The following is a 24,031-nucleotide window of genomic DNA, read 5'->3' as shown; positions in this document are numbered from 1 at the left end:
GCCCCGCCCCCCCCGCGCCCCCCCGCCGGTAGTAGGCGGCGACGTCCTCACCCGGCACACCGTCGATCGAGTACGACCGCGTCATCGGTGACATCACGATGCGGTTCGCCAACTCGAGCGAACGCACACGGAGCGGGCGGAAGAGGGGGGAGGCGAAAGCCAGGCGGTCGAAACCCTCTCTCGGACGGTACGGACGTGGCTGCCGTGCGGCAGACCGGGTATGGAAGCGGCCCGCCGGCCGGGTACGACACCGGCCGGCGGGCCTGTAGGACGCAGATTTCCACGCGGCACCGCCCCTGTCGATCGGGTGTCCCACTCAGTGCGATGGAACCCGGCGCGAGGGAACCCCGCTCACCGCAGCTTGATGCTGCCCCCGTCGGCCATCAGCGTCTGCCCCGTCATGTACTTCGAGTCGTCGGAGGCGAGGAACACCACCACCGGCGCGATGTCCGTCTCCGGGTCGCCGATGCGCTGCAACGGCACCTTCGCCGCCGCGGCGGCCGCCCGGTCGGGGAACGCCTGCTGCCAGGCCTGCACGCCTTCGGTCGCGGCGAACGGGCACACGACGTTGACGCGGATGCCGTCGGCGGCCCATTCGTTCGCGGCCACCCGGCTGACCGCCCGGATCGCCTCCTTCGCCGCCGCGTACGACGTCTGCGTCGGCATGCCGTCGAGGGCGGACCCGGAGCCGAAGTTGACGACGGAACCCCGGGCCTGCTTGAGCTGCGGGTAGCAGGCCTGCATGAGGTGCACGGTGGGGTAGAACCCCGTGCCGAACGACAGCTCGAACATCTCCGGGGTGTGCTCGACCAGCAGTGCCTGGCGCGACGCGTGCGCGTTGTTGACCAGGATATCGATGCCGCCGAACGCCGCGACGGCGGCGTCGCGGATCTGGTCCACGCTCTCGCGCCGGGAGATGTCGGCCTGCAGGAACTTCGCCTCACCGCCGGCCCCGGTCAGCTCGGACTCGAGCGCGCGCCCCCGATCGTCGTCGACGTCGACGAACAGCACGCGGGCGCCCTCGCGGACGAACACGCGGGTCACCGCGCGGCCGATCCCGCCCGCACCGCCGGTGACGACGGCGGTCTTCCCGCGCAGTTTCACGGCCACGTCCCTTCCACTCATGCGCCGACGGGGTCGCCCGTGGCGAGCGCGACCTTCTCCAGTTCGGCCACACTGTAGGCGGCGTAGGTCTCGTACGGGCCGCGACCGGAGAAGTAGGACGAGAGCTGGTCACCGAGTTCGTCGACGGTGAACGCGGAGCCCGCGGCGTCGAAGCGGTGCTCGACCTTGGGGGCCTCCATGAGCGCGACCATCTTGCCGTACACGACGAAGACCTGACCGTTGACCTCGTCGGAGGCGGGGGAGGCGAGGTACCGGACCAGGGTGGCCACTCGCTCGGGCGCGAGCGGGTCCAGACCCGACGCGCCGGTGTTGTTCTCGCCGAATGCGTCCGCAGTCATGGCCGTGCGGGCGCGCGGGCAGATGGCGTTGGCCCGCACCCCGTACCGCGACAGGCCCTGGGCGGTCGACAGGGTCAGGGCGGTGATGCCGGCCTTGGCGGCCGAGTAGTTGGGCTGCCCGGCCGAGCCGAACAGGAACGCCTCGGAGGAGGTGTTGATCACGCGGCCGTAGACGGGGCCGTTCGCGTCCTTCGACGCCTGCCGCCAGTGCACGGCCGCGGCGCGCGACGTCGCAGCGTGGCCCTTGAGGTGCACCCGGATCACGTCGTCCCAGTCCGACTCGGACAGGTTGAAGATCATCTTGTCGCGCAGGATGCCGGCGTTGTTGACCAGGATGTCCATCGATCCGAACTCGGTGACCGCGGTGCGGACGAGTTCCTCGCCGAGCGCCCAGTCCGAGACGTCGCCGGTGACGGCGACGGCGCGGCCTCCGGCGGCGCGGATCTCGTCGACGACGTCGTGGGCGGCGGCGCCCATGTCGTTGACGACGACGGCGGCCCCGGCGTCGGCGAGGGCGAGGGCTTCGGCACGGCCGAGGCCGGCGCCTGCTCCGGTGACGACGGCGGCGCGGCCGTCGAGGGTCAGGTTCTGGGTCATGATGGGCTCCTTGGGTCCGTGCGGGAGTGCAGAACGGTGACTGAAAACTAGTATTCATTCTAGTACCTGCACAAGGGTGTTCTCCGGCCGCACTCTCGCGAGCCGAGGGTGTTCCCTTAAGTCCGCAGGCAACCGTGGGGCCTGGCCTTCGCGTCATCATCCGGCCGTTGATCCCGGAACAGGAATATGTTCTACTGAATTTGCTGTGATCCGCGGCACACCCGCGACGATCGCGTGGTCGTGCGCGTCCTGCCCCACCCACGAACCCCGGAAGGACCCGCGATGTCTCTGAACCTGGCCGATCTCACCGAGGCCGTCGTCGATGCGATACCCGACCGGACGGCCCTGATCTGCGGGGACGAGTCCCGGACGTACGCCGAGTTCGACGCGCGCGCCAATCGGGCCGCGCACCACCTCGCGGCCGTCGGAGTGACGGCAGGTGATCATGTGGGCCTGCACATGCGCAACAGCCTCGAGTTCCTGGAGGTCATGTTGGGCTGCTTGAAGATTCGCGCGGTGCCCGTGAACATCAACTTCCGCTACGTGGGTGCCGAGCTCGTGCACCTCTACACCGATGCGGACCTCGTGGCACTCGTGGTCGACGACGAGTTCGCCGACGTCGCGGCGCAGGCCGTGCCGCACACCTCACGGCTGCGGCACATCACCGTCGTCGGAAGCGCCGAGACGGCGGCGCTCGAGCAGGCCGCGGCAGCTGTGGACGCGACCGTGGCGCGGTACGCGGAGGCGGTGGAGAGCGCCTCGGGGGAGAGGGATTTCGGTGCGCGGGACGGCGACGACCGGTACATCCTCTACACCGGCGGCACGACGGGCATGCCCAAGGGCGTGATGTGGCGGCACGAGGACTTCTACTTCGCGGCGCTGGCCGGCGGCAACCCCTACGGCGAACCGCACCGCAGCCCTGCCGATCTCGCCGCGGCCGCCGCGGCCAACGAGCACCCGATGTCCTATCTCGTCACGGCGCCGCTCATGCACGGGGCCGCGATGTACTCGGTGCTGATGGGGCTGTTCACGGGTGCGAAGCAGGTGCTGATGCGGTCGTTCGATCCGATCGAGGCGCTGCGCCTGATCGACCGGCACCGGATCGCGATCGTGATGGTGGTCGGCGACGCCATCAGCCGGCCGCTGGCCGACGCGGTCGCCGCCCGCGGCACGGAGTTCGATCTGAGCTCTCTGCTGGTCATCGGCTCCGGCGGGGCGCTGTGGTCGGCGAGTGTGCGCGCACACCTGGCGGAGCTGCTGCCGAACGTCTACCTGCGCAACTCCTTCGGCTCGTCGGAGGCGGGCGCGACCGGCACCCTCGACGCCGGCTCCGACGGCCGTGCGCGGATCTCCCCGTCGCCGACGCTGCGGGTGGTCGACACGGATCTGGCCGAGGTCGAGCCCGGCTCGGAGACCATCGGTTACCTCGCCCGCATCGGCCACGTCCCGCTCGGTTACTACAACGACCCGGACAAGTCCGCGGCGACGTTCCCCGAGTGTGACGGTGTGCGCATGTGCCTGCTCGGGGACCTGGCCACCGTGGAGCCGGACGGTGCGATCGTCGTGCTCGGCCGCGGGTCGGCCTGCATCAACACCGGCGGCGAGAAGGTCTACGCGGAGGAGGTGGAGGAAGCCGTCAAGAGCCATCCGGCCGTCCTCGACGCGGTGGTGGCGGGGATCCCGGATCCGCTTCTGGGCGAGCGGGTCTCGGTGGCCGTCCAGTTCCGTCCCGGTGTGGACGCGCCCACGGCCACGGAACTGGCCGACCACTGCCGGACCCTGATCGCCGGGTACAAGATCCCGAAGACGATCGTGCCGGTTCCCGAGGTGCTGCGTTCGCCCGCCGGGAAGGCGGACTACCGGTGGGCGAGGGCGACGCTCGAGAACGCGACCGTCGACGCCTGACGTCGTCGGACGAGGAACGGCCGGCCCCGCATTCGGGGCCGGCCGTTCCCGGTGTCCGGGGCGGGTCAGCGACCGGCGCGGGCGAGCAGCTCGCGCGACTCGTCGCGGCCGTCGAGCACCCGGGCGGTGCGTCTGCGGATCCGCCACCGGCCGTCGTTCTTGACGAGTTCGAAGCGGTTGGCCGTCACGCGCCAGACCCGGAAGCCGTTCTCGTCGTGGCGCAGCAACTGCGAATGGCAGGTGGCCACGGCCGTGTCACCCTCGACCCGGATGTGCACGGGATCGAGGAGGTGCCCGCATCCTTCGTGGATGTAGTCCTGGTGCGGCCGCGTGCGCACCATCTCCATGATCTCCTTGCGGCCGTTCATGGTGCGCATGTCGACGTCGTAGACGGCGTCCTCGGTCCACAGTTCGCCCACCGCGTCGGCGTCGCCGGCATCGACGGCCGGGCCGTAGGCGGTGACGATCTCCTGGACGGCGATCTTGTCCTCGAGGAGCTGGACGCGGGCGAGGAGGGACCGGACGAGCTCTGCGGTGTCGGTCTCTGCGGTGTCGGTCATGGGGTCTCCTGTTCGGATGGTTCGGCCGGGGCGAAGTCCAGCCCCAGGTCGGTGCCGAGTGCCCGCAGGCACTCGAGTTGTTCGCAGTAGTGTTCGACGCCGGTCGCGGCGACGGTCGCTCCGACCGCGGTGGCGCCGGCCTCGCGACGGCGTTCCAGCGACCGGGCGGTGCGCTCGGGCGCGCCCAGCGGGTCGAGGGGTGCACCGGTGTCGAGGACGACGTCGAAGCCCTCCGGGAGGTCCACCCGGCCGAGCATCGCGGTCAGGTCGGGCAGGGGCAGGCCGAACGGCACCCAGCCGTCGCCGTGGGCGACGGCGCGGCGCAGCGAGCGCAGCGTGCGGCCCCCGATCCACAGCGGGACGCGGGGTTGGACGGCGTGCGGCTCGACGAGCAGGTTCTGGAATTCGTAATAGGACCCGTGGTACTCCGGCAGGCGTCGGGACAGTGCGGCGCGCAACGCGGCCAGGGCGTCGTCGGCGCGGGCGCCCCGGTCCTCGAACGGTGCGTCGAGGAGGTCGAACTCCTCGCGCAGGCTGCCCACCCCGAGGCCGAGCGTCAGCCGGCCGCCGCTGAGGACGTCGAGGGTGCCGTAGCGCTTGGCGATCTCGAGCGGGTGGTGGTAACCCAGGACGAGCACCTGAGTGGCGAGCCGGATGCGTTGCGTCCGGGCAGCGAGATAGCTGAGCGTGGCGAGGGGGTCCCAGTAGGTGCCCCCGCGGGTGGCCGCCACGTCCACCGGGACGGCGACGTGTTCGCTGCAGGTCAGATGGTGGAAGCCAAGGAGATCGGCGGTTCGGGCCACCCGGGCGAGGTCGTCGATGCCGGCGGTGCGTTCCCACGGTGAGTGCACGCCGGGGTGCTGGACCACGACGGGGCTGACGATTCCGATGCGCATGCGAGCCTCTCCGCTGCCGGGACTGGGAGGGTGTCGGTCCGTTGTACCGGACGGCATCGTTTCGTCGCGGCCGACGTTCCGATCAGCGGGATCCGCGTCGACCGCGGACGCGAGGCGCGTCAGGGTCGCAGGGGGAGATTCGCGCCGCCGATCACTACTGGCGGCGAGAGTGAGCTGATACACTTTCAGAATTCATTTCAGTTTTCCCGCTCCCATCCGGGGGCAGAAGTATCGGGAGGCCGCAGATGGCAGTCGTCGAAGCAACGGAACCGACAGCTACCACCGCCCCGCGGCGCGACGTGCCGCCGTCGATGGTCGAACGGATGACGCTCATCCTCGACGCGTTCGAGGGCAGGTCCTCGCGCCTGACGCTGGAGGAGGTGGCCTGCCGCACCCGGCTGCCCCGCTCGACCGTGCACCGCATCCTCGATCAGCTCGTGAAGCTGAACTGGGTCGACCACGCATCCTTCGGCTACTGCCTCGGCCGGCGGGCGCTCGGTCTCGGCGGCGGGGACGGTGGCCACGGGGAGATCCGGGCGTCGGCGGCGCCGCTCCTGCACGAGCTGCACATGCAGACCGGCATGGTGGTCCACCTCGCCGTCCTCGACGGCGCCGAGAGCGTCTACCTCGACAAGGTCGGCGGCCGCTTCGCCGCGGCGCTGCCCTCGCGGGTCGGCGGCCGGGCCCCGGCGTACACCACCGCCGGTGGCAAGGCGATGCTGGCCTGGCTCGAACCCGAGCGCGTCGACGACCTGTACGAGCGGCGCCTGGCCCGCCGCACCGAGCACACCATCGGTGACCTCGCGACCCTGCACCAGGAACTCAGCCGGATCCGGCAGAGGCGCGGTCTGTCGTTCGAGCGCAGCGAGTCCGTGCGCGGCGTCGCGTGCGTCGCCGTCGCTGTGCGCGGGCACGACGGTCCGGTCGCCGCGATCTCGCTGTGCGGCGACGCCCGCACCGCGCAGCTCGAGCGGGTCGCACCCCTCGTGGTGGACGCCGCCCGAGAGGTCTCCCGCAGCCTCTACCCCGAACTCGGCGCCCCGCGCCGGGGCCGCCGGGCGCCCGAACCGCCCGAGAGCACGTGGTCCCCGGACGCGATGGACCGGCTGCTGTCGGTCCAGAGCGGTCAGTGGCTCTGAGGGACTTGTTCGAGGCCTCATGCCGCGAGCTGGCTGCGGTGGTGGGCTTCGTGCCGGTCTCGTCCTGAGGGTCCCGCTTCGACGCGTGCCGCGTCGGTGCCCTACGGACCCCTCGCTCCGTCCCGGCCCGCGAACAGTGCCCGAGGTGAGTGCTTGAGTCGGGTGTCCGCCCCCGGTCGCGGTGGGATACTGGACGAGGGGTGACGGTTCCCGACGGAGGAGTTCTGCGATGACCGAGACCGACCACCGCGAGCATGCAGGCCACGACCACACCCATGGCGAGGGTTGCGGGCATGTGGCCGTTCCGCACGGCGACCACATGGACTACATCCACGAGGGGCACCGGCACGCCGCGCACGAGGGGCACTACGACGACCACTGACCGGCAGGACTCGCCCCGGGGCGCAACCGACCCGCGCATCCGGGAGTTCTGTGAGCGCAATCTGCACTGGAGATGGGTGCTGCCGGGCGGGATCTGCAGCATCGGGGCACTGCTGGGGGTCACACCGATCCGTGTCGCGGTGGTCGGCGCCTGGCTGATCCTGCTGGGTATCGCGGTGTTCTCTTTGCTCCACCGGCCGATCGGAGCATCGGTGGCCTCGTTCGGCCTCGGAGTGCTGACACCGGCCGCCGTTCCGACGGCGCTGGATCTGCTCGACTCGCTGTGAGTTCCATTCATGGTCTGGGAACCACGGCACCGGCCCACTCCGGGGAGGGCGACAGCGGCCGCCGCCGAACTCGGGGTCGACGAATCGCAGGGCGAGGTCCGAGGCCACGCTCGACGTCGCACACCGACTCCCACGGGGTGCGTGGTGGCGATGGTCGGGACGGGACCGACGATGCCCCCGGCCCTGGCCGTCGCCGGCGGCCCGGTCGCACGGATGGTGATCGAGATCGCCGATGTCGCTATCTGCGCGTGCACCTCTTATTCACGCAACAGGCGGCAGCCGTCGCGTTGCGCCGCGCTCTGGGCCCGTCGGCTGCGGACCGGCTCGTCGAGTTCGACGCCTTCGTGCCGCACCTGCGCTCGGCCGCGGACGTCACCGCTACCGACGCGCTGTTGCAGTGCCGCGGGGACGCCGGCGCGCCGCACGTGATCTCCGAATTCGTCTCTGCCCGCGACGAACATCCCCGGGGCCTCGCCCTCGCCTCGGTCGTCACTACCGTCGACGCCCTGACATTGTGGGATATGTTGGTTGCCCCTGCCCTGTACCGGAGGCGAAACCCGGGGGCGTCGCTCGTGGCGACCGCGACGCAGATCGAGCACGCCACCGTCGTGGTGTTCACCGCATGGACATCGCTGGCAGTGGACGATCTCCATCTGCTCGTGGCGCTGGTCGGGCACCTGAACCCGGCGGCGACGGTGGTGCTGCTCGGAGCCGACGCCCCCTTGGCGCTCGATCGGCACGGATTCGACGACGCCGAGGCGAGCCTCAACCGCGCGGGTTGGATGCACGTGCTCAGCGACACCTTCGCCCCGCGCAGTGTCCACGCACGGGTGTCCACCTTCCGGTATCAGAATCTTCGCCCGTTTCATCCCGGCCGTCTGGCTGCGTTGTTCGATGCAGGTCCGGACTCGCCTGTCGGGGCGAATGTGGTACGGGCGGTGGGCTTCTGCCAGCTTGCATCGCGCCCCCACACGGTGGTGCTGTGGGATCAATGTGCCACCGCGTTGCAGTTCACGGCCATGCACACCGACACCGACGCCTGCGCGGAGGAATCGCTCGCCTTCGGCCAGGACATCGCATTCTTCGGCGTCGACCTCGATCCTGCCCGGCTGCAGGACGTGCTGGATGCGTGCATCCTCGATGACGACGAGTTTCTTGCCGGGCCTGCAGGCTGGACGGCTCTGCCGGATCCGCTGCCGCGGCGGGAAACGTAGATCCCGTGCCCGCGCCGGGGCCCGGCGCTGGTGCGGTCCCGGGCTGGTCCGGGAGCAGACTCGGGTGACCGTGGGCCGGTCGGGTAGCAGCGGTGGTCACCGCATCGGCGGAAACACCAGATTCTCGCTGCTGTGGCCGTCGCTACGCGCCGGGTGGCCATCGAACGTCGAGTTCGTCAGGAGAACCACGGTATTCACCAGGGACACAAAAAATCCGGCAAACCGGGCACATCGAAGTGTCGTCGGCGATGTCATCTTCACGGGGACCCTGTCACGGCTGCGGATCGATCCGCCCCCTTCCCGAGTGCTCTCCCGCTTTTCCATGCGCGGTATCCAGCCCGCGCGCGTTCCGTGCGGCAACCGACCCGGCTGCGACCGCGAGTGTTCGTGCCGAGCCCGGGCTGCAATCCGCCGCAACGTTGAGCGGGCTCGCTCCCTCTCCCTACATTCGTGACCCGGGTTACACGGCGTGAGACGAGGACCGTCCCGAAGTCTCGTCACGCTCGGGGCTCGGCCCTGTGCGGCAGGCCCTCAGGCAGAAAGTAGAGGAGAGCAATGGCGCTGAACAAGAGTGCATTACTGAGCGCGTATCGGAAGATGTCGGAGATCCGCGAGTTCGAGGACCGGTTGCACGAGGAGAACGCGACCGGCGACATCCCGGGGTTCATCCATCTGTACTCGGGGCAGGAAGCGATCGCCGTCGGTGTGTGCGAGAACCTGCACGACACCGACTACATCGGCTCCACCCACCGCGGACACGGCCACTGCATTGCCAAGGGATGTGACCTCGACGGGATGATGGCCGAGATCTTCGGCAAGAACGACGGACTGTGCCACGGCAAGGGCGGATCGATGCACATCGCCGACCTGTCGGTGGGCATGCTCGGCGCGAACGCGATCGTCGGCGGTGCCCCGTCGCTGGCGATCGGCGCTGCGCTGAGCGCCAAGACCCTGGGGAACGGCGGTGTCGCGGCCTCGTTCACCGGCGACGGCGGATCCAATCAGGGCACCGTGTTCGAGGCCATGAACATGGCGGTCGTGCTCGAGTTGCCGATCGTCTTCGTCATCGAGAACAACGGATTCGGTGAGGCCACCGGCCGCGACTATGCGGTCGGCACACCGAGTATCGCTGCGCGCGCCGCGTCGTTCGGGATGCCCGCCACCACCGTCGACGGTACCGACTTCTTCGAGGTCCACGAGGCGGCGCGCGAGGCGGTCGAGCGCGCCCGCAGGGGAGGCGGTCCTTCCACCATCGAGGCGGTGGCACACCGCTGGCACGGCCACTTCGAGGGCGACGCCCAGCTGTACCGCACCGCGGACCAGGTCGCCGAACTCCGAAGAACCCACGATCCGCTGGTGAAGTTCCGCGCGAAGGTCGACGGCAAGAAGGTCACCGCGAAGGAACTCGATGCGATCGACGCCGAGGCTCGTGAACGGGTCGAGGTCGCCGTCACGAAGGCGCGCGCTGCCGAGTATCCGCCGTTGACGAACCTGCTGACCGACGTCTACGTGTCGTACTGAGAGAGAGAACGAAAATGACCACGTCGAAGACGACATATCGCGAAGCGATCAAGGCCGCACTCGCACAGGAGATGCAGCGGGACGCGACGGTCGTGCAGATCGGTGAGGACCTGCGCGGCGGTCACGCCGGCACCAATCCGGAGCTCGAGTCCGGGAAGGTGGAGGCGTTCGGCGGTGTGCTGGGGGTGACGAAGGGTCTGTGGACCGAGTTCGGTTCCGACCGTGTCATCGACACCCCGATCACCGAGTCCGCGATCATCGGCATGGCAGCCGGCGCTGCTCTGACCGGGCTGCGACCGGTGGCCGAGTTGATGTTCATGGACTTCTTCGGAGTCTGTTACGACGCGCTCTACAACCAGGCCGCGAAGTTCCGGTACATGTTCGGCGGCAAGGCCCGTACCCCGATGGTGGTGCGGGGCATGATCGGCGCCGGATTCTCCGCTGCCGCCCAGCACTCGCAGTCACCGTACAACGTGTTCGCCGCCGTTCCCGGCCTCAAGGTCGTCGCCCCGTCGAATGCGTACGACGCCAAAGGCCTGCTGATCCAGTCGATTCGCGACGATGATCCCGTCGTGTTCTGTGAACACAAGACACTCTACGACGTCAAGGGCGAGGTTCCGGACGAGCCGTACACGATCCCGTTCGGTGTCGCCAACTACACCCGTGAGGGCACGGACGTCACGATCATCGCGCTGTCGGCGATGGTGAACGCCGCCAACACCGCCGCGGACAAGCTGGCAGCCGAGGGGATCTCCGTCGAGGTCGTCGACCCCCGCACGGTGTCGCCGCTCGACGAGGAGGGCATCCTCGAATCCGTCGCCTCCACCGGCCGGGTTGTGATCGCCGACGAGTCCGCGGCGCGCTGCGGGTTCGGTCACGACGTCGCCGCGCTGATTGCGACGCGTGCGTTCGGGTCACTGAAGGCGCCGATCGAACTGGTCACCCCGCCGCACACCCCGGTGCCGTTCTCCCCGGTCCTCGAGCAGGCGTGGCTGCCGAACGCCGCTCGGATCGAGGCCGCCGTCCGCAAGGTTGTGAGTGCCTGACATGAGTGAGATCAAACTGATCGAAGTTCCCAAGTGGGGCCTGTCCATGGAGGAAGGCACCGTGGCGGAGTGGCTGGTCGAGGAGGGAGCGTCCTTCTCGAAGGGCGACCTGATCTGCGAGATCGAGACCAGCAAGATCGCCAACCAGTTGGAGGCGCCGTTCGACGGGGTGCTCCGACGGGTCGTCGCCAAGGCGGGGGAGACGTTGCCGGTCGGTGCGGTGCTGGCGGTGTCGGCCGAGGCCGCGGTCTCCGACGCCGAAATCGAGGAATTCCTCGCCGGCATCGGGGCAGATCAGGTGCCGGCACCGGCCGAGTCCGGCCGGTCACCGGGCGGACAGCCCACCGTCGCGCAGCCGGATCTCGAGAGCAGCCCGCCGGCGCCGGCGGCCCACGAATCGGTACCGGCGACCGGGGCGGCCACCGGGTCCCGTCCACGTCCCGGCGCGACGATCGTTCCCGATGCCCTGCGCGGACGGACGAACGGTGACGTGTTCGCGACCCCGCACGCCCGCCGCCTGGCGGACGAGTTGTCGATCGACCTGGCCCGTGTGACGGGGACCGGCCGGGAGGGCCGGATCTCGGTTGCCGATCTCCACGACTCGATCCGTGCGGCTGGTGGAACCGTCGCACCACCGCAGTCGCCGACGCGGTCGGGTGTACCGGGACGTTCCTTCGAGGACGACACCGCCGTCCCGGCCACCCCCGTGGCCCGACGTCTGGCCGCGTCCCTCGGGATCAATCTGCACGACTGCCGCGCCACCGGTTCACGTGGTCGGGTGTGTGAGGCCGACGTCCGCGAGGCCGAGCGCCGGTTCCGGCTGCAACCGGAAGTCGTCGCCGCGCCCGAACCCGCCGCGGAGGCGGAGTTCGAGACGATTCCGTTCACCGCGATGCGCAGGGCGATCGGGCAGCGGTTGCAGGAGTCGAAGCGCAGCGCCCCGCACTTCCGGCTCACCGCGGACCTGCAGATCGACGATCTTCTTGCCTTGCGGACGAAGATCAATGCGACCGTTCCGGCCGTCAAGCTGTCGGTCAACGATTTCGTCGTCAAGGCGTGTGCCGCGGCGCTGCGGAAGGTGCCCGATGTCAACGTTCAGTTCGACGAGGCGACACAGTCGGTGCTGCGCTACGCGAGTGCCGACATCTCGGTGGCTGTCGCACTGCCGTCGGGTCTGATCACCCCGATCGTGCGCGGCGCCGACGGCAAGACGCTCGCCGAGATCTCCGGGGAGGTGCAGTCGCTGGTGACCAAGGCCAAGACCGGGAAACTGACGGCCGACGAGTTCCAGGGTGGCACCTTCACGGTGTCCAACCTCGGCATGTTCGATGTGCGGGAGTTCGACGCGATCATCAACCCGCCGCAGGGCGCCATCCTCGCGGTCGGTGCCGGACAGGAGCGTCCCGTCGTCGTCGACGGTCAGGTGGTTGCGCGCACGATGCTCACCGTCACGCTCTCGTGCGACCACCGGGTGATCGACGGCGCGCTCGGCGCGACCTTCCTGCGAGAACTCCGGCGTTTCGTCGAGTCACCCGCGCTGATGCTGGTCTGAGAGGTACACCATGACAGAGAAATACGACGTCCTCGTCGTCGGCAGCGGGCCGGGTGGCTATGTCGCCGCCATCCGCGCCGCGCAGCACGGTCTGCGCACTGCGGTCGTCGAGCGGGACCGGCTCGGCGGGATCTGCTTGAACTGGGGGTGCATCCCCACCAAGGCACTGCTGCACGGCGCCGATGTCGCACACACGCTGGCGAACCTGCGTCCGCTCGGATTCAGCGCGAGCGGTGTAAAATTCGACATGGGACGCCTCGTCGAGTTCAGCCGGTCGGTGTCCGGGCGACTGTCCGACGGCATCGGCTACCTGATGAAGAAGAACGGCATCGACGTCGTCCGGGGGTCGGCGCGGCTGCTCGACAAGGGCGTCGTCGCAGTGACGGCCGCGGACGAGTCGGTGTCCGAGTACCGGGCCGACCACATCATCCTGGCCACCGGAGCCCGGCCGCGATCGGTACCCGGTGTCGTCCCCGACGGTGACCGGGTCTGGACGTACTTCGATGCCCTGGTCCCGTCGGAGTTGCCGAAGTCCTTGCTGGTCATCGGCTCCGGCGCCATCGGCGTCGAATTCGCGAGTCTGTACAACGATCTCGGCACCGACGTCACCCTCGTCGAGGTGGCTCCGCAGATCATGCCGGTCGAGGATGCCGCCGTCGCGGGCCACGTACGGCGGCAGTTCGAGAAGCGAGGCATCAGGATTCACACCGGCGCCTCGGTGTCCGAACTGACGGTCGGCACGAACGCCGTCACCGTGGCCGTCCGGTCGGCCGACGGAACGATCGACGAGTCGACCGTGGACAGGGTTCTCGTTGCGGCCGGAATCCAGGGCAACGTCGAGGACCTCGGCCTCGAGGAACTCGGCGTCGAGGTCGATCGCGGATTCGTCACCACCGACCAGTGGTGTCGCACCACCGCATTCGGCGTGTACGCGATCGGTGACGTGGCGGGCGCACCCTGCCTCGCCCACAAGGCAAGCCACGAGGCCGTGCTGTGTGTGGACAGGCTCGCCGGTGCGGATCACGTCCGGCCGTTGGACCGCGACTACGTTCCGGGCTGTACCTATGCGAGGCCGCAGGTCGCCAGCCTCGGTCTCACCGAAGAACGAGCGCGTGCGACCGGCCGCCGCCTCCAGATCGGGCAGTTCGACCTGCAGGCGTCCGGGAAGGCGCTCGCGATCGGCGAAGCCGACGGCTTCGTGAAGACGATCTTCGACGCCGACAGCGGTGAACTCCTCGGTGCCCACATGGTCGGTCCGGATGTCACCGAGCAGATCCAGGGATTCGGTATCGCTCGATCCGTGGAGGCGACCGCCGACGATCTCGCCGAGGTCGTCTTCGCGCACCCGACATTGTCGGAGGCGATGCACGAATCGGTTCTGGCCGCACTCGGCCGCCCGATCAACATGTAGCAAGCCCCGCCGAACCGCGGACCCGCGTGGGACCGTGGTTCGGCGGGAACCCCACGCCCAGGAATCGAACGAAACGTGAATCCCACCCCTGGAACATCACCCGAGGCGCCGGCCCGGTCGGGCCGCACATTGCTTCGACTGGAGGTCCGCAACGCGCAGACCCCCATCGAACGCAAGCCGAACTGGATCAAGGCCCGCGTCAAGACGAGTCCTGCGTACGCCGAACTCGAGAGCCTGGTCGAACGCGAAGGACTGCACACGGTGTGTGCGGAAGCCGGCTGCCCCAACATCTTCGAATGCTGGGAAGACCGCGAAGCCACGTTCCTGATCGGCGGTCGGCAGTGCACGCGCCGCTGCGACTTCTGCCAGATCGACACCGGCAGACCCGCCGACCTCGACCGGGACGAGCCCCGCCGCGTCGCCGAGTCCGTGCACGCGATGGGACTTCGGTACTCCACCATCACCGGGGTCGCCCGCGACGACCTGCCCGACGGCGGGGCCTGGCTCTACGCCGAAACCGTCCGGCAGATCCATGCCCTCAACCCCGGCACCGGCGTCGAGAACCTCGTCCCCGACTTCAGTGGAAAGCCCGACCTACTGGCCGAGGTGTTCGACTCCCGGCCCGAGGTGCTCGCCCACAACCTCGAGACCGTGCCGCGGCTCTTCAAGCGGATCCGCCCCGCGTTTCGCTACGAACGCTCGCTCGGCGTGCTCGCCGCCGCCCGCGACTTCGGCCTGATCACCAAATCGAATCTGATCCTCGGCATGGGAGAGACCCCACAGGAAGTGCATCAGGCGATGACCGACCTGCACGATGCCGGCTGCGACATCCTCACCATCACCCAGTATCTGCGTCCCTCGCCGCGGCACCACCCGGTCGAGCGGTGGGTCGCGCCGGAAGAATTCGTCGAGCACTCGAAGGCCGCCGAGGAGATCGGTTTCGCCGGCGTCCTGGCGGGGCCGCTCGTGCGTTCCTCGTATCGCGCCGGCCGCCTCTACGCCGACGCCATGGCCCACCACCGCCGTCCACTCGCGGCTGCTCTCAGCCGTCTCGCCGCAGCGCACCCGCCAGGAGAGTGACCACATGAGTTCCGCCGTCGAAGACGACCGCATCGTCGAGTTCGCCCGCCGCTGGCTGCCCTACGGGGGCGGAAGTCCCGGAGACCTTCTCGTCGAATTCGGTATGACCCCCGCGGGTTATCTGACCCGGCTGGGTGAGATCCTCGACAGCCCCGCCGCCATACGGCTGCACCCCCGACTGCGCGCGGACCTGCGCAACTTCGTCGCTGCGCGCACCGTTGTCCCGCGCGCCGCCGAATCAGCGCCGACCCGGAGGGACGATGTTCCGAGAGAAGCCCGGTCCGCCCCGCTGTGAGTCCCGGGGAGCAGGGCGCGCGTGCCGCTCCTACCCGGATTCGTCGACGCGGAGACGGCGGGAGCTCCGAGCGAGATCTGCACAGGCGGATCTCACCTGACCACACGAACTTCGACACCGTCAGCGAACCGGTACGGCTGGGGCGTCAGCACGGGACCGAGGCTCTTACGCAGGCGGGAGACCTCGGCACGGACGGCAACGATGTGGTCCCGGTCGCCGAACAGGGCCTCGCTCAACGACGCGGCATCGATACCGGCCGACCGGGTACGTGCCAATACCCGCAGAATCTGCGCGTGCCGCGGTGACAGGGCGCGCGTCCATTCCGTCTCCCCCCGCACCGTCGCCCGCGGAGCCGCTCCCAGGTCGAGTTCGAGTTCGACGGCCGCCCGTTCCGCTCGGCGCCGCACCAGCCATGCGTCACCGAGCGGTTCGGGCACGCAGAGTCCGAGACCGGGCACGAGCAGCGGCCGGTCGCCGCCCGGCGGTGCCAGTCGTTCGGGAACGCCGATTCCGCTGGCTGCCACGACCCAGCCGTGGCCGTCCACGACAACGGCGGGCCCGCACGTCGCTGCGAGCACCGGTGCCGCATCGGCACGGAGCCTGTCGAGGTGGGCGGCATGCTCGCGCCAGAGCATCGACTCGGCCAATCGCACAGCCGTCTGCACGAGGGCCACGGTGGCCGGATGCACCGACATCGCGGACCCGCTGATGTCCAGTACCCCGAGTACCTCGCCGGAGCGTGGATCGTGGACCGGTGACCCCGTACACGACCAGCCGTAGTGGGACCGCGCGTAGTGTTCGGCCGAGAAGAGCTGCACCGGAGCGTCCTCGACCAGCGACGTGCCGACCGAATTGGTGCCCACCGACTTCTCCGACCACCGGGCGCCCTCCACGAATCCGAGGACGTCGGCTTCCCTCTGCACGTCGCGTGCACCCTCTCGCCACAACACCACCCCGTCCGAGTCTGCGACGACCACGATGAAGTTCGCGTCGCTCGCCACCTCGGTCAGGGTGCCGCGTAGCTCGGGCAGAACCGATCTCAGGGCACTTCGTGCACGGCGCGCCTCGAGTTCGGAAGTGTCCGCGAGTACGACGTCCTCACACCGGGCGGGACTGACACCGTCTGCCCGAAGACGCGACCACGACCGGGCGACGACGTCGCGCGGCGGCACCGGCGGCGTCCGACCGGACATCACCGCGTCGTGGACGTCGCTCAGCAATCGGGCGCGGCGCGACAAGTCTTCACCGGAACCGAAAGCGAGCAACCGTTGGCGCGCCGAACTGGCCTTACTCACGCCGTCCAGCCTACCGTCAGGAGTGTGAGCCACACCATGGCCCCTGCCGTCTGCGGCCGTCACGAATGCGGAATTCGTCGACGATCTCGCACACTCGCCGAGAAGTGGGTCGACCGGCACACTGCCTGAGCAAGATCGTTCCGCACGAACGCTTTCGGGCCCCACGCACGCCACCACAGGTCGACACACCCGCGGGAAGCGGACCGCACCGTGTACGGCGTGGCCCCGGCCGGCTCGCCACCGAACCCGTCCATCTCCCGCGGCCCCACCGAGCCGCCGAACGACGTCGACGCCTTATGATCCTCTCGACACGGGGTGCCCTGGAGGAGGGCTGAGATCACACTCGTCGAACCTGCTCTAGTTCGTACTAGCGAAGGGATGTCCGAACGACGATGTCTGCTTGTCCACCGCCGCGAGTGTTGTCCGTTGCCGGTTCGGATTCCGGAGGACAGGCAGCGCTTCTTCTGGACCATGTTCAGGCGACCCACTGCCGCCGGATCGTCCTCGTGCCGGGCGGGAATCCTTCGCAGCCTGCCGAGTTGTCCGATGTGACATCGAAGTTCGACGTGCAGGCACAGCCGGGGTAGGCTTGCGACGGACTCGACACGGGGTGCCGGAAACGGCTGAGAGACAGACCCGTCGAACCTGATCTCGATCATGCGAGCGAAGGGATGCCGAGCCGGCGCGGCCGTGTGGTCCGTCGCTGCGGTGAACCCCTTCCCACCGAAGGGAAAGAACAGACAATGCTCCTGCAGAACCAGACTGTCCTCGTCACCGGCGCCGGGCGCGGTCTCGGTCGCCACCTCGCGCAGGCGTTCGCCGACGAGGGCGCCGCCGTCGTGGTCAACTACCGCAACAGCAGCGACGCCGCCCACGCCCTCGCCGAGAAGATCGGCCCGGACCGTGCGATCGCCCTGCCCGCCGACGTGACCGACGCCGCGCAGGTAGACGTCCTGTTCACGCAGGCCCGGAAACAGTTCGGCCGGCCGGTCACCACCGTGGTCAACAACGCGCTGCCCGACTTCTCCTTCAACGGCGACGCGCGCCGCAGAGCCGACGAGATCGGCTACGGCGACTTCGCCGCTCAACTCGACGGCATCGTCGGCGGCGCTGTCAACACGATCCAGGCGGCCCTGCCCGGCATGCGCGAGGCCGGCGGCGGCACCGTCATCAACATCGGCACCAACCTGTTCCAGAACCCGGTGGTGCCGTATCACGACTACACCGCCGCCAAGGCGGCACTGCTGTCGCTGACCCGCACGTTCGCGGCAGACCTCGGGCCCGAAGGCATCCGCGTGAACATGGTCTCCGGCGGGCTGCTGCGCACCACCGACGCATCGGCAGCGACCCCCGAGGAAGTATTCGACCTGATCGCCGCCTCCACGCCCCTGCGGAAGGTCACCACCCCGGCGGACTTCGCCGCCGCCGTGCTGTTCTTCGCTTCCGACTGGTCGCGAGCAGTGACCGGCCAGAACCTGGTGGTCGACGGTGGACTGGTGATGAACTGATGCCGGAGCCCCGCACCCTCCATCTGAACGCCTTTCTCCACGGTGTCGGCCACCATTCGGCGGCCTGGCGGCATCCATCGTCCGCGGCGGAGCGAATCGGCGACATCGCCTACTACGAGGAACTCGCGCGGACCGCCGAACGCGGCTGCCTCGATGCGGTGTTCTTCGCCGACGGACACTGCGTGAACCCGGGCTACACGGCCGGGACCACGTGGTTTCTCGAACCCCTGACCGCGCTGTCCGCCATGGCGCGCAGGACGAATCGCATCGGGCTGGTCACCACGGTGTCCGCGAGCTTCCATACACCGTTCCATGCGGCGCGGATGCTCGCCTCGCTGGACCACATCAGCGGTGGACGGGCCGGGGTGAACATTGTGACCTCGATGTTCGACGCGGAGGCGCGCAACCACGGGTTCGACGCGCTGCCGGACCATGCTGAGCGTTACGGCCGCGCCGAGGAGTTCATCGAGGTGCTGACTGCGCTGTGGGACTCGTGGGACGAAGCCGGCATCCTCGTCGATCGCGCGGCCGGTCGATACCTCGACGCCGATGCCATCCGTCGGATCGACCATCGCGGTCAGCACTTCCGCGTCGACGGGCCGCTCACCGTGCCGCGTTGTCCGCAGGGGCGTCCGGTGCTGTTCCAAGCGGGCGCGTCGGAGACCGGACGCAACCTCGCAGCGCGGCACGCCGAAGCGGTGTACTCGGTGTCGTGGGATTCGGCCGCGGCGCTCGACTTCGCCACCGATCTGCGTGGCCGCGCTGCCGCCGCCGGACGAGATCCCGCGTCGATTGCGATATTGCCGGGCCTCGTCCCCTACGTCGGTCGCACCGAGGACGAGGCCCGGGCGAAGAAGGCGACCCTGGACGCGTTGCTCGACATCGACGCTGCGCTCGCCCAGCTCGGTGTCTTCACCGGTCAGGACTACACGGGCCACGATCTCGACGCGCCGGTGGACGACCTGCCGTCCCTCGATCAGTTCTCCGGCCCGCAGGGCCGCTACGCGACGGTACAACGGATCATCGAAACGCACCGGCCCACTCTGCGTGAACTGCTCGGCTACCTCGCGGCCGGAGGAGGACATGCGACGATGATCGGCACGCCCGAGGCGATCGCGGATGGGATCGAGGAGTGGTTCGTCGCCGGCGCCTGCGACGGATTCAACCTGATGTGTCCGGCGTATCCGGATTCGCTGGACGACTTCGTCGACCTCGTCGTCCCGGAACTGCAACGCCGCGGCCTGTTTCGCACCGCATACCCCGGGGCCACCTTGCGCGACAGTCTGGGACTGTGGTCCTTCGCGTGAAGGCACCCGGGTGACGGCGCCGCTCGGGTAGTGCACAGCGCGGTCAGGGGTCCTGCTCGTCGAGCACCCGCCCGACGAAGCCACCGAGTCGAGTCCCGAGCCGGCGGATCCGAGTCTCGGTGGGCAGTGCTCGATCGGGCTGATTGCCGGGCAGAGGCGCCAGCTCCCGCACATACAGTGAGCATGCGAAGTTGCTGCACATGTAGGTTCCGATGCTGTTTCCGGCCTTGCCGCCGGCGCCGGCCTTGCGCGCCGTGAACAGCGACGTCCCGCCGGTGCGGTGGGCTCGAGCTGGCCTGGGCGGAAGCGCACACGCCGGATGGGCGCCGGCGAACCGCCATGTTCTTCGAGATCTATACCGCGGCGACGCGGGATCCCGAGCTGCAGCAGACATTCCTCGTCCCGGTGGTGACCGAATGGCTCGACCCCATGGCCGCGGCGATCGAGGCTGCGGGCGCGGCACCGGGCGCGGCCCGGTCCGTCGCCTCGCGCATCCTCGCGGTCCATCGAGGTCTTCTCCTCGAGGATCTCGCGCTCGGCTGCAACGTCGCCACCGATGCAGCGCACCGGGACGCCGTCCTGGCGATCCGTACCGAGATCTCCGGTGCGACTTCCTCGGACGAGGAAGGGGTCCGTGACCCGGCCGAGTGAGCAGCCCGCCAATCGTTCGTCGCGATCCCGTTCGCACCGCTGTTCCGGGCTTTCCCGGCGTCGCCGGGGTCGCCGACCGGCCTGGGATCGAGCCCCGGCTCGATCGGCGGATCGGCACGAGCTGCCGGACCTTCGTGGGCCACCGTTCTCATCGGCCTCGCAATCGTCCGGCACAACCAGTCTTGCTAACGATAACGATTATCAGTAGCTTCTGTGGCGCTGGGTACTACGGAGGATGCGAGCGGAAGGCCACGTGTGGCACACCTACTGCTGGTCGAGAGCTGGGTCGGGGCAATGGGAACGTTGCTGCCGAGAGCGATTGCCGACCTGGGAGTCGAGTTCACATTCCTGACCCGACGACCGGGGCACTACCCGGACACCCTGCCGGACGGCTCCCCGCATCCGCTGCGTCTCGGTCGCGCGGTGGCGACTGCCGAGACCAACGATCCGGCTGCCGCACTCGAGGCGGCGCGGCGGATCGATGCCGAGGCAAGGATCGACGGCGTCCTCACCAGTTGCGACTACTACCTGCCGACGGCCGCGCGAATTGCCGCCGCGCTCGGACTTCCCGGTCCGACACCCGAGGCGATCGAGACCGCCTGCGACAAGGCGCGCACCCGGGCGGTGTTGGATTGCGTCGGTGTCCCGGGGCCGCGGCACACCACCGCCTCGGTCGACGACCCGATCCGGCTCCGTACCGCGGCCGAGTTGGTGGGATTCCCCTTGGTGGTCAAGCCCACCGATCTGTGTGCGGGAATGTTCGTGCGACGCGCGGACAGTTGGCTGGATGTCGAGTCGGCGGTGCACGCGCTGCGCGGGTTCGAGATCAATGCGCGCGGGCAGCGGCGGAGTCCGGTGGTGTTGCTCGAGGAGTTCCTCGCCGGACCGGAATTCAGTGTGGAGAGCTGGATTTCACGCGGAAACGTCCACACGGTCGGCGTGACCGACAAGAGCCTGGGTGGGACGTCGGGTTTCGTGGAGACCGGGCACATGTTTCCAGCCGACCTGGCTGAGGGGGACCGCGCGAAGGTGGTGGCCGCCGCGGAGGAGGCGATCGACGCGGTGGGCCTCGATCACGGTGTGGTGCACACCGAACTGCGTCTGACCGCCGCCGGGCCGCGGATCATCGAGATCAATCCACGGCCGGCCGGCAATCAGATCACCGAGCTGATCCGGCATGTGAGCGGAGTCGACCTGCCGCGGGTGGCGGTCGAGCTCGCACTGGGACGCGAGCCGATCGTCCCGGCGGTCCCGGACGAGCACCGTGACGGCGGACGGCCCTCGAGCGCAGCCGTGAGCATGCTGGTGCCGACGAGGGCGGGTGTCGTCACCGGAATCGAGGGAGTGGACACCGTCGCAGCCGATCCGTCGGTGGTCTCGGCGGCGTTCAAGGGGCCCGGTCACCGAACCACGCCGGGAATGGACAACAACAGCTACCTGGGCAGCGTCGTCGTCATCTCGCCGGAGCGGTCCGGGGCCCGCCCGCTGGCGGAGCGCCTGTTGTCGTCGATCTCCGCCACATACGGCGAGGAGCCGGCGTCGTGACCGCCACCTCGGCGATCGATACCGCGACGAACGGGCGCCTGGCTGCGCTTCTCGAGTGCTACCGCACCGACCCTGCCCGGCGTCCCGCGCGCGACGTGGTGGTGTCGGTTGCGTTCACCACGTCACAGGGGGTACGGCACGGCGGGCGCAGTGGCGGCTACCGCAACCAGGTGATCTCGCTGCGGGTGGGGGCTGCGACGGGCTCGTGCGCGGTCGAGCCGGGCTCGGTGGATCCGGAGATCGTGCACGCCTGCGCAGGGGTGGCAGTGGCCGATCTGCTGCACCATGCCGAGATCGCCGTGCAGATCGCCGCACTCGACGCCTACCTGACGCACCAGCGCCCGCACTCGGATGAGCCCCGCGCAGTGACGGTGCAGCTGGATTCCGGGGATTCGCTGCAGCGCTCGCTGGCCCGGGCGCATCACGTGACCGGGCTGGTCGACGCACCACCCGGCGGGCGGGTGCTGGTGATCGGAGTGGTCAACTCGCTGCTCGTCAGCTTGCGCGAGCGCGGGCTGCGGTACGTGCCGTGTGATCTGAAGGGCGGCACCACCGAGTGGGGTGAGCCGATCGTTACCGACTTCGCCGAGCATCTCGACGAGTGTGATGCGGTGCTGGCCAGCGGAATGATGCTGGGCAACGGCACCGTCGACACCTTGTTCGCGCGGGTGGCAGCGTCCGGCCGGCGGATTCCGATCACGATGTTCGCCCAGAGTGGCGCCGCGGTCGCCCGGGAGTTGCTCGGACACGGCATCGACGCACTCTCGGCCGAGCCGTACCCGTTCTTCTGGCTGACCGGGGACGCCGGCCCGATCTACCTGTACCACGGGTCGAGGGCACGATGACTGTGATCGATCTACCGGCGCGGGTGGGGAACAGCCCACTCGTCCGCATCCTCACGCCGGTGCCGACCCGGCATCCGGGCTACTTCGCGAAGATCGAGGCGCTCGGCCTCGGTGGGCTCAAGGCGCGGTCGGCCCTGTCGATGCTGGTCGGCGCCCGGCGACGCGGGGAACTGCGGGACGGCGCGCGGATCGTCGAATCGACCAGCGGCACTTTGGGAGTCGGGTTGGCATACGTGGCACAGCCACTCGGCCACCCCGTGACCCTGGTGGTGGACTGCGAGCTCGAACCCGCCATGCGCAATTTGCTGTGCGCGCTGGGTGCCACCGTGGAGATCGTGGACCGTCCGCACCCGGAAGGCGGGTGGCAGCAGGCCAGGCTCGACGTCCTGCACCGGATTCTTGCCGCCGACCCGGATGCGTACTGGCCCAACCAGTACGACAATCCCGACAACGCCGTGGGCTACCACGGGCTCGCCGACGAGATCGTCGCGGGCCTGGCCGCACAGGGTATCGAGCGGGCCGAGGTGCTTGTGTGCAGTGTGGGCACCGGCGGCCACAGCAGCGGAGTGGGTCTGCGGTTGCGCCAGGCGTGGCCGGACCTGCGGATCATCGGGGTCGATGCGGTGGGGTCGACGATCTTCGGACAGCCCGCCGCCTGCCGGGTCATGCGGGGACTGGGCAGCAGCGTGCATCCGCGCAATGTGCGATACGAGATGTTCGACGAGGTGCACTGGGTCGGCCCGCGCGAGGCCGTGCACGCCTGCCGCAGCCTGGCGCGGGACGGGTTCCACACCGGCGGCTGGTCGACGGGTGCGGTGGCCACGGTGGCCGGGTGGGCGGCCACCCGCTGGCCGGGCTCGGTGGTCACCGTCTTTCCGGACGGCCCCGACCGCTACCTGCGCACCATCTTCGACGACGACTGGTGTGCTCGGCACAGCCTGCTCGCTCCGCCGCGAACACATCCGCACGAGATCGCCGAGTGCGGTGACCCGGCGGAGTGCTGGACGCGGTGCGAATCCGTGCGGGCCCCGCACCCGGGGGCGAGGGACCGGATGGAGACGGCGCGATGAGCCTGACCTGGTCGGTGAGCACCCTCGCCCTGGCCCGGCCGTTCCGGATCAGCCGGGCGGTGATGTCGTCCCGCCAGGCGATCACGGTCACCGTGACCGATCCCGACACGGGATCGTGCGGCCGCGGCGAGGTCGTCACCTCCGTGTTCGCGGGCCTGGACGTGCACCTCGTCGAGGCCCAACTGCGGGCGGTCGCGGCGTGCTGCGGTGCCCGAGGGATCCCCGAAACGATTCCGGCACACGTGCACCCGGCGGTCGCCGGCGCCGTGTGGTCCGCCGTCGCCGACTACCGGGCACGCGTGAACAGGCAGACGGTCGCTGCGCACCTCGGGCTGCCGCTGCCCGCCGAGATCCCGATCTCCCGCACCCTCGGAATCGGTGCGCCCGAGGACATGGCCGCCGAGGCCGCCGAGTTGTCCGGGTGCGGGTTCGCTCTGCTGAAGGTCAAGACCGACGCCGACCC

At 69.4% G+C, this 24,031-nt stretch carries 23 protein-coding genes, 2 pseudogenes and 2 riboswitches; of the genes and pseudogenes, 18 read left to right on the top strand and 7 right to left on the bottom strand.

The genetic code is table 11. The annotated features are described in order from the left end of the window. The 3 genes from OEY_RS30455 to OEY_RS0108545 all read right to left on the bottom strand — a co-directional run. On the bottom strand, positions 1 to 163 hold a 163-nt coding region (locus tag OEY_RS30455), incomplete at its 3' end, for an oxidoreductase (protein WP_443216038.1). A 188-nt stretch (positions 164 to 351) separates the two neighbouring features. After that, on the bottom strand, positions 352 to 1,104 hold the full coding sequence (locus tag OEY_RS0108550; RefSeq protein ID WP_029539956.1) for an SDR family NAD(P)-dependent oxidoreductase: 753 nt from the start codon (positions 1,102 to 1,104) through the stop codon (positions 352 to 354). Positions 1,105 to 1,121: 17 nt separating this feature from the next. Beyond that, positions 1,122 to 2,060, bottom strand: a complete 939-nt coding sequence (locus tag OEY_RS0108545) for a 3-oxoacyl-ACP reductase (RefSeq protein WP_010593466.1) — start codon at positions 2,058 to 2,060, stop codon at positions 1,122 to 1,124. Positions 2,061 to 2,342: 282 nt separating this feature from the next. Here OEY_RS0108545 and OEY_RS0108540 point away from each other — a divergent pair, with 282 nt between their 5' ends. Then, entirely contained in the window at positions 2,343 to 3,965 is a 1,623-nt protein-coding gene (locus OEY_RS0108540; protein ID WP_010593465.1) for an acyl-CoA synthetase, read from the top strand. A 65-nt stretch (positions 3,966 to 4,030) separates the two neighbouring features. Here OEY_RS0108540 and OEY_RS0108535 read toward each other — a convergent pair whose 3' ends face one another. Both OEY_RS0108535 and OEY_RS0108530 read right to left on the bottom strand, forming a co-directional pair. After that, positions 4,031 to 4,525 carry a nuclear transport factor 2 family protein gene (locus OEY_RS0108535; RefSeq protein ID WP_010593464.1) on the bottom strand — a complete coding sequence of 165 codons (495 nt, stop codon included), beginning with the start codon at positions 4,523 to 4,525 and terminating at the stop codon, positions 4,031 to 4,033. Next, complete coding sequence (locus OEY_RS0108530) at positions 4,522 to 5,421, bottom strand: TIGR03619 family F420-dependent LLM class oxidoreductase (protein WP_010593463.1); 900 nt, start codon at positions 5,419 to 5,421, stop codon at positions 4,522 to 4,524. The genes OEY_RS0108535 and OEY_RS0108530 overlap by 4 nt, the downstream gene beginning before the upstream one ends. Before the next feature lie 245 nt (positions 5,422 to 5,666). Here OEY_RS0108530 and OEY_RS0108525 point away from each other — a divergent pair, with 245 nt between their 5' ends. The 10 genes and pseudogenes from OEY_RS0108525 to OEY_RS0108480 all read left to right on the top strand — a co-directional run bounded on the left by OEY_RS0108525 (position 5,667) and on the right by OEY_RS0108480 (position 15,347). Beyond that, entirely contained in the window at positions 5,667 to 6,560 is an 894-nt protein-coding gene (locus OEY_RS0108525) for an IclR family transcriptional regulator (protein WP_010593462.1), read from the top strand. 253 nt (positions 6,561 to 6,813) lie between these two features. Further along, positions 6,814 to 6,942, top strand: a pseudogene (locus OEY_RS28215) (zinc transporter permease); the annotation flags it as partial. 76 nt (positions 6,943 to 7,018) lie between these two features. Beyond that, positions 7,019 to 7,228 carry a hypothetical protein gene (locus OEY_RS0108515; protein ID WP_010593460.1) on the top strand — a complete coding sequence of 70 codons (210 nt, stop codon included), beginning with the start codon at positions 7,019 to 7,021 and terminating at the stop codon, positions 7,226 to 7,228. A 248-nt stretch (positions 7,229 to 7,476) separates the two neighbouring features. Continuing rightward, positions 7,477 to 8,442: a GTP-binding protein gene (locus tag OEY_RS0108510; protein ID WP_237713736.1), complete on the top strand. Its 966-nt coding sequence runs from the start codon at positions 7,477 to 7,479 to the stop codon at positions 8,440 to 8,442. Positions 8,443 to 8,997: 555 nt separating this feature from the next. After that, complete coding sequence (locus tag OEY_RS0108505) at positions 8,998 to 9,963, top strand: thiamine pyrophosphate-dependent dehydrogenase E1 component subunit alpha (protein ID WP_010593458.1); 966 nt, start codon at positions 8,998 to 9,000, stop codon at positions 9,961 to 9,963. Between the two features lie 14 nt (positions 9,964 to 9,977). Beyond that, positions 9,978 to 11,009: an alpha-ketoacid dehydrogenase subunit beta gene (locus OEY_RS0108500; RefSeq protein WP_010593457.1), complete on the top strand. Its 1,032-nt coding sequence runs from the start codon at positions 9,978 to 9,980 to the stop codon at positions 11,007 to 11,009. A gap of 1 nt (position 11,010) precedes the next feature. Beyond that, complete coding sequence (locus tag OEY_RS0108495; protein WP_010593456.1) at positions 11,011 to 12,561, top strand: 2-oxo acid dehydrogenase subunit E2; 1,551 nt, start codon at positions 11,011 to 11,013, stop codon at positions 12,559 to 12,561. A 10-nt stretch (positions 12,562 to 12,571) separates the two neighbouring features. Further along, complete coding sequence (gene lpdA, locus OEY_RS30250) at positions 12,572 to 13,972, top strand: dihydrolipoyl dehydrogenase (RefSeq protein WP_010593455.1); 1,401 nt, start codon at positions 12,572 to 12,574, stop codon at positions 13,970 to 13,972. Positions 13,973 to 14,047: 75 nt separating this feature from the next. Next, positions 14,048 to 15,052, top strand: a complete 1,005-nt coding sequence (gene lipA / locus OEY_RS30245) for a lipoyl synthase (RefSeq protein ID WP_043804964.1) — start codon at positions 14,048 to 14,050, stop codon at positions 15,050 to 15,052. A gap of 4 nt (positions 15,053 to 15,056) precedes the next feature. Continuing rightward, positions 15,057 to 15,347 (top strand): DUF3263 domain-containing protein, encoded by a 291-nt coding sequence (locus OEY_RS0108480; RefSeq protein ID WP_010593453.1) that lies wholly within the window; start codon positions 15,057 to 15,059, stop codon positions 15,345 to 15,347. Between the two features lie 92 nt (positions 15,348 to 15,439). Here the strand turns inward: OEY_RS0108480 and OEY_RS0108475 are convergent, their stop codons facing one another. Continuing rightward, positions 15,440 to 16,567 (bottom strand): GAF domain-containing protein, encoded by a 1,128-nt coding sequence (locus OEY_RS0108475; protein ID WP_010593452.1) that lies wholly within the window; start codon positions 16,565 to 16,567, stop codon positions 15,440 to 15,442. A 376-nt stretch (positions 16,568 to 16,943) separates the two neighbouring features. Continuing rightward, positions 16,944 to 17,038: riboswitch (TPP riboswitch) on the top strand. 200 nt (positions 17,039 to 17,238) lie between these two features. Further along, a riboswitch (TPP riboswitch) is annotated at positions 17,239 to 17,331 on the top strand. Positions 17,332 to 17,385: 54 nt separating this feature from the next. Between OEY_RS0108475 and OEY_RS0108470 the strand changes: the two genes are divergently transcribed. Together OEY_RS0108470 and OEY_RS0108465 are read left to right on the top strand one after the other, a co-directional pair. Continuing rightward, positions 17,386 to 18,150 (top strand): 3-oxoacyl-ACP reductase, encoded by a 765-nt coding sequence (locus tag OEY_RS0108470; protein WP_010593451.1) that lies wholly within the window; start codon positions 17,386 to 17,388, stop codon positions 18,148 to 18,150. Then, positions 18,150 to 19,457, top strand: coding sequence for an LLM class flavin-dependent oxidoreductase (locus OEY_RS0108465; protein WP_010593450.1), 1,308 nt, complete (start codon positions 18,150 to 18,152; stop codon positions 19,455 to 19,457). The genes OEY_RS0108470 and OEY_RS0108465 overlap by 1 nt, the downstream gene beginning before the upstream one ends. Positions 19,458 to 19,500: 43 nt before the next feature. Here the strand turns inward: OEY_RS0108465 and OEY_RS29745 are convergent, their stop codons facing one another. Continuing rightward, positions 19,501 to 19,851 (bottom strand): FBP domain-containing protein, encoded by a 351-nt coding sequence (locus OEY_RS29745; protein ID WP_230831746.1) that lies wholly within the window; start codon positions 19,849 to 19,851, stop codon positions 19,501 to 19,503. Between OEY_RS29745 and OEY_RS0108460 the strand changes: the two genes are divergently transcribed. The 5 genes and pseudogenes from OEY_RS0108460 to OEY_RS0108440 form a co-directional block, all read left to right on the top strand. Continuing rightward, on the top strand, positions 19,749 to 20,108 hold the full coding sequence (locus tag OEY_RS0108460; protein WP_337460021.1) for a TetR family transcriptional regulator: 360 nt from the start codon (positions 19,749 to 19,751) through the stop codon (positions 20,106 to 20,108). The genes OEY_RS29745 and OEY_RS0108460 overlap by 103 nt on opposite strands. Positions 20,109 to 20,363: 255 nt before the next feature. Beyond that, on the top strand, positions 20,364 to 21,653 hold the full coding sequence (locus OEY_RS0108455; RefSeq protein ID WP_010593448.1) for an ATP-grasp domain-containing protein: 1,290 nt from the start codon (positions 20,364 to 20,366) through the stop codon (positions 21,651 to 21,653). After that, positions 21,650 to 22,498 (top strand): hypothetical protein, encoded by an 849-nt coding sequence (locus tag OEY_RS0108450; protein ID WP_010593447.1) that lies wholly within the window; start codon positions 21,650 to 21,652, stop codon positions 22,496 to 22,498. Before OEY_RS0108455 ends, OEY_RS0108450 begins: the two co-directional genes overlap by 4 nt. Continuing rightward, positions 22,495 to 23,568, top strand: coding sequence for a PLP-dependent cysteine synthase family protein (locus OEY_RS0108445; protein ID WP_010593446.1), 1,074 nt, complete (start codon positions 22,495 to 22,497; stop codon positions 23,566 to 23,568). The genes OEY_RS0108450 and OEY_RS0108445 overlap by 4 nt, the downstream gene beginning before the upstream one ends. Beyond that, positions 23,565 to 24,031 (top strand): annotated as a pseudogene (locus OEY_RS0108440) (enolase C-terminal domain-like protein); the annotation flags it as partial. The gene OEY_RS0108445 and the pseudogene OEY_RS0108440, both read left to right, overlap by 4 nt.

The sequence above is a fragment of the Rhodococcus sp. P14 genome, from assembly GCF_000256505.1.
In the GTDB taxonomy this organism is placed as follows: domain Bacteria; phylum Actinomycetota; class Actinomycetes; order Mycobacteriales; family Mycobacteriaceae; genus Rhodococcus; species Rhodococcus ruber.
Note: the sequence above shows the minus strand (reverse complement) of the source record. Positions and strands in the feature narration are given on the sequence as shown.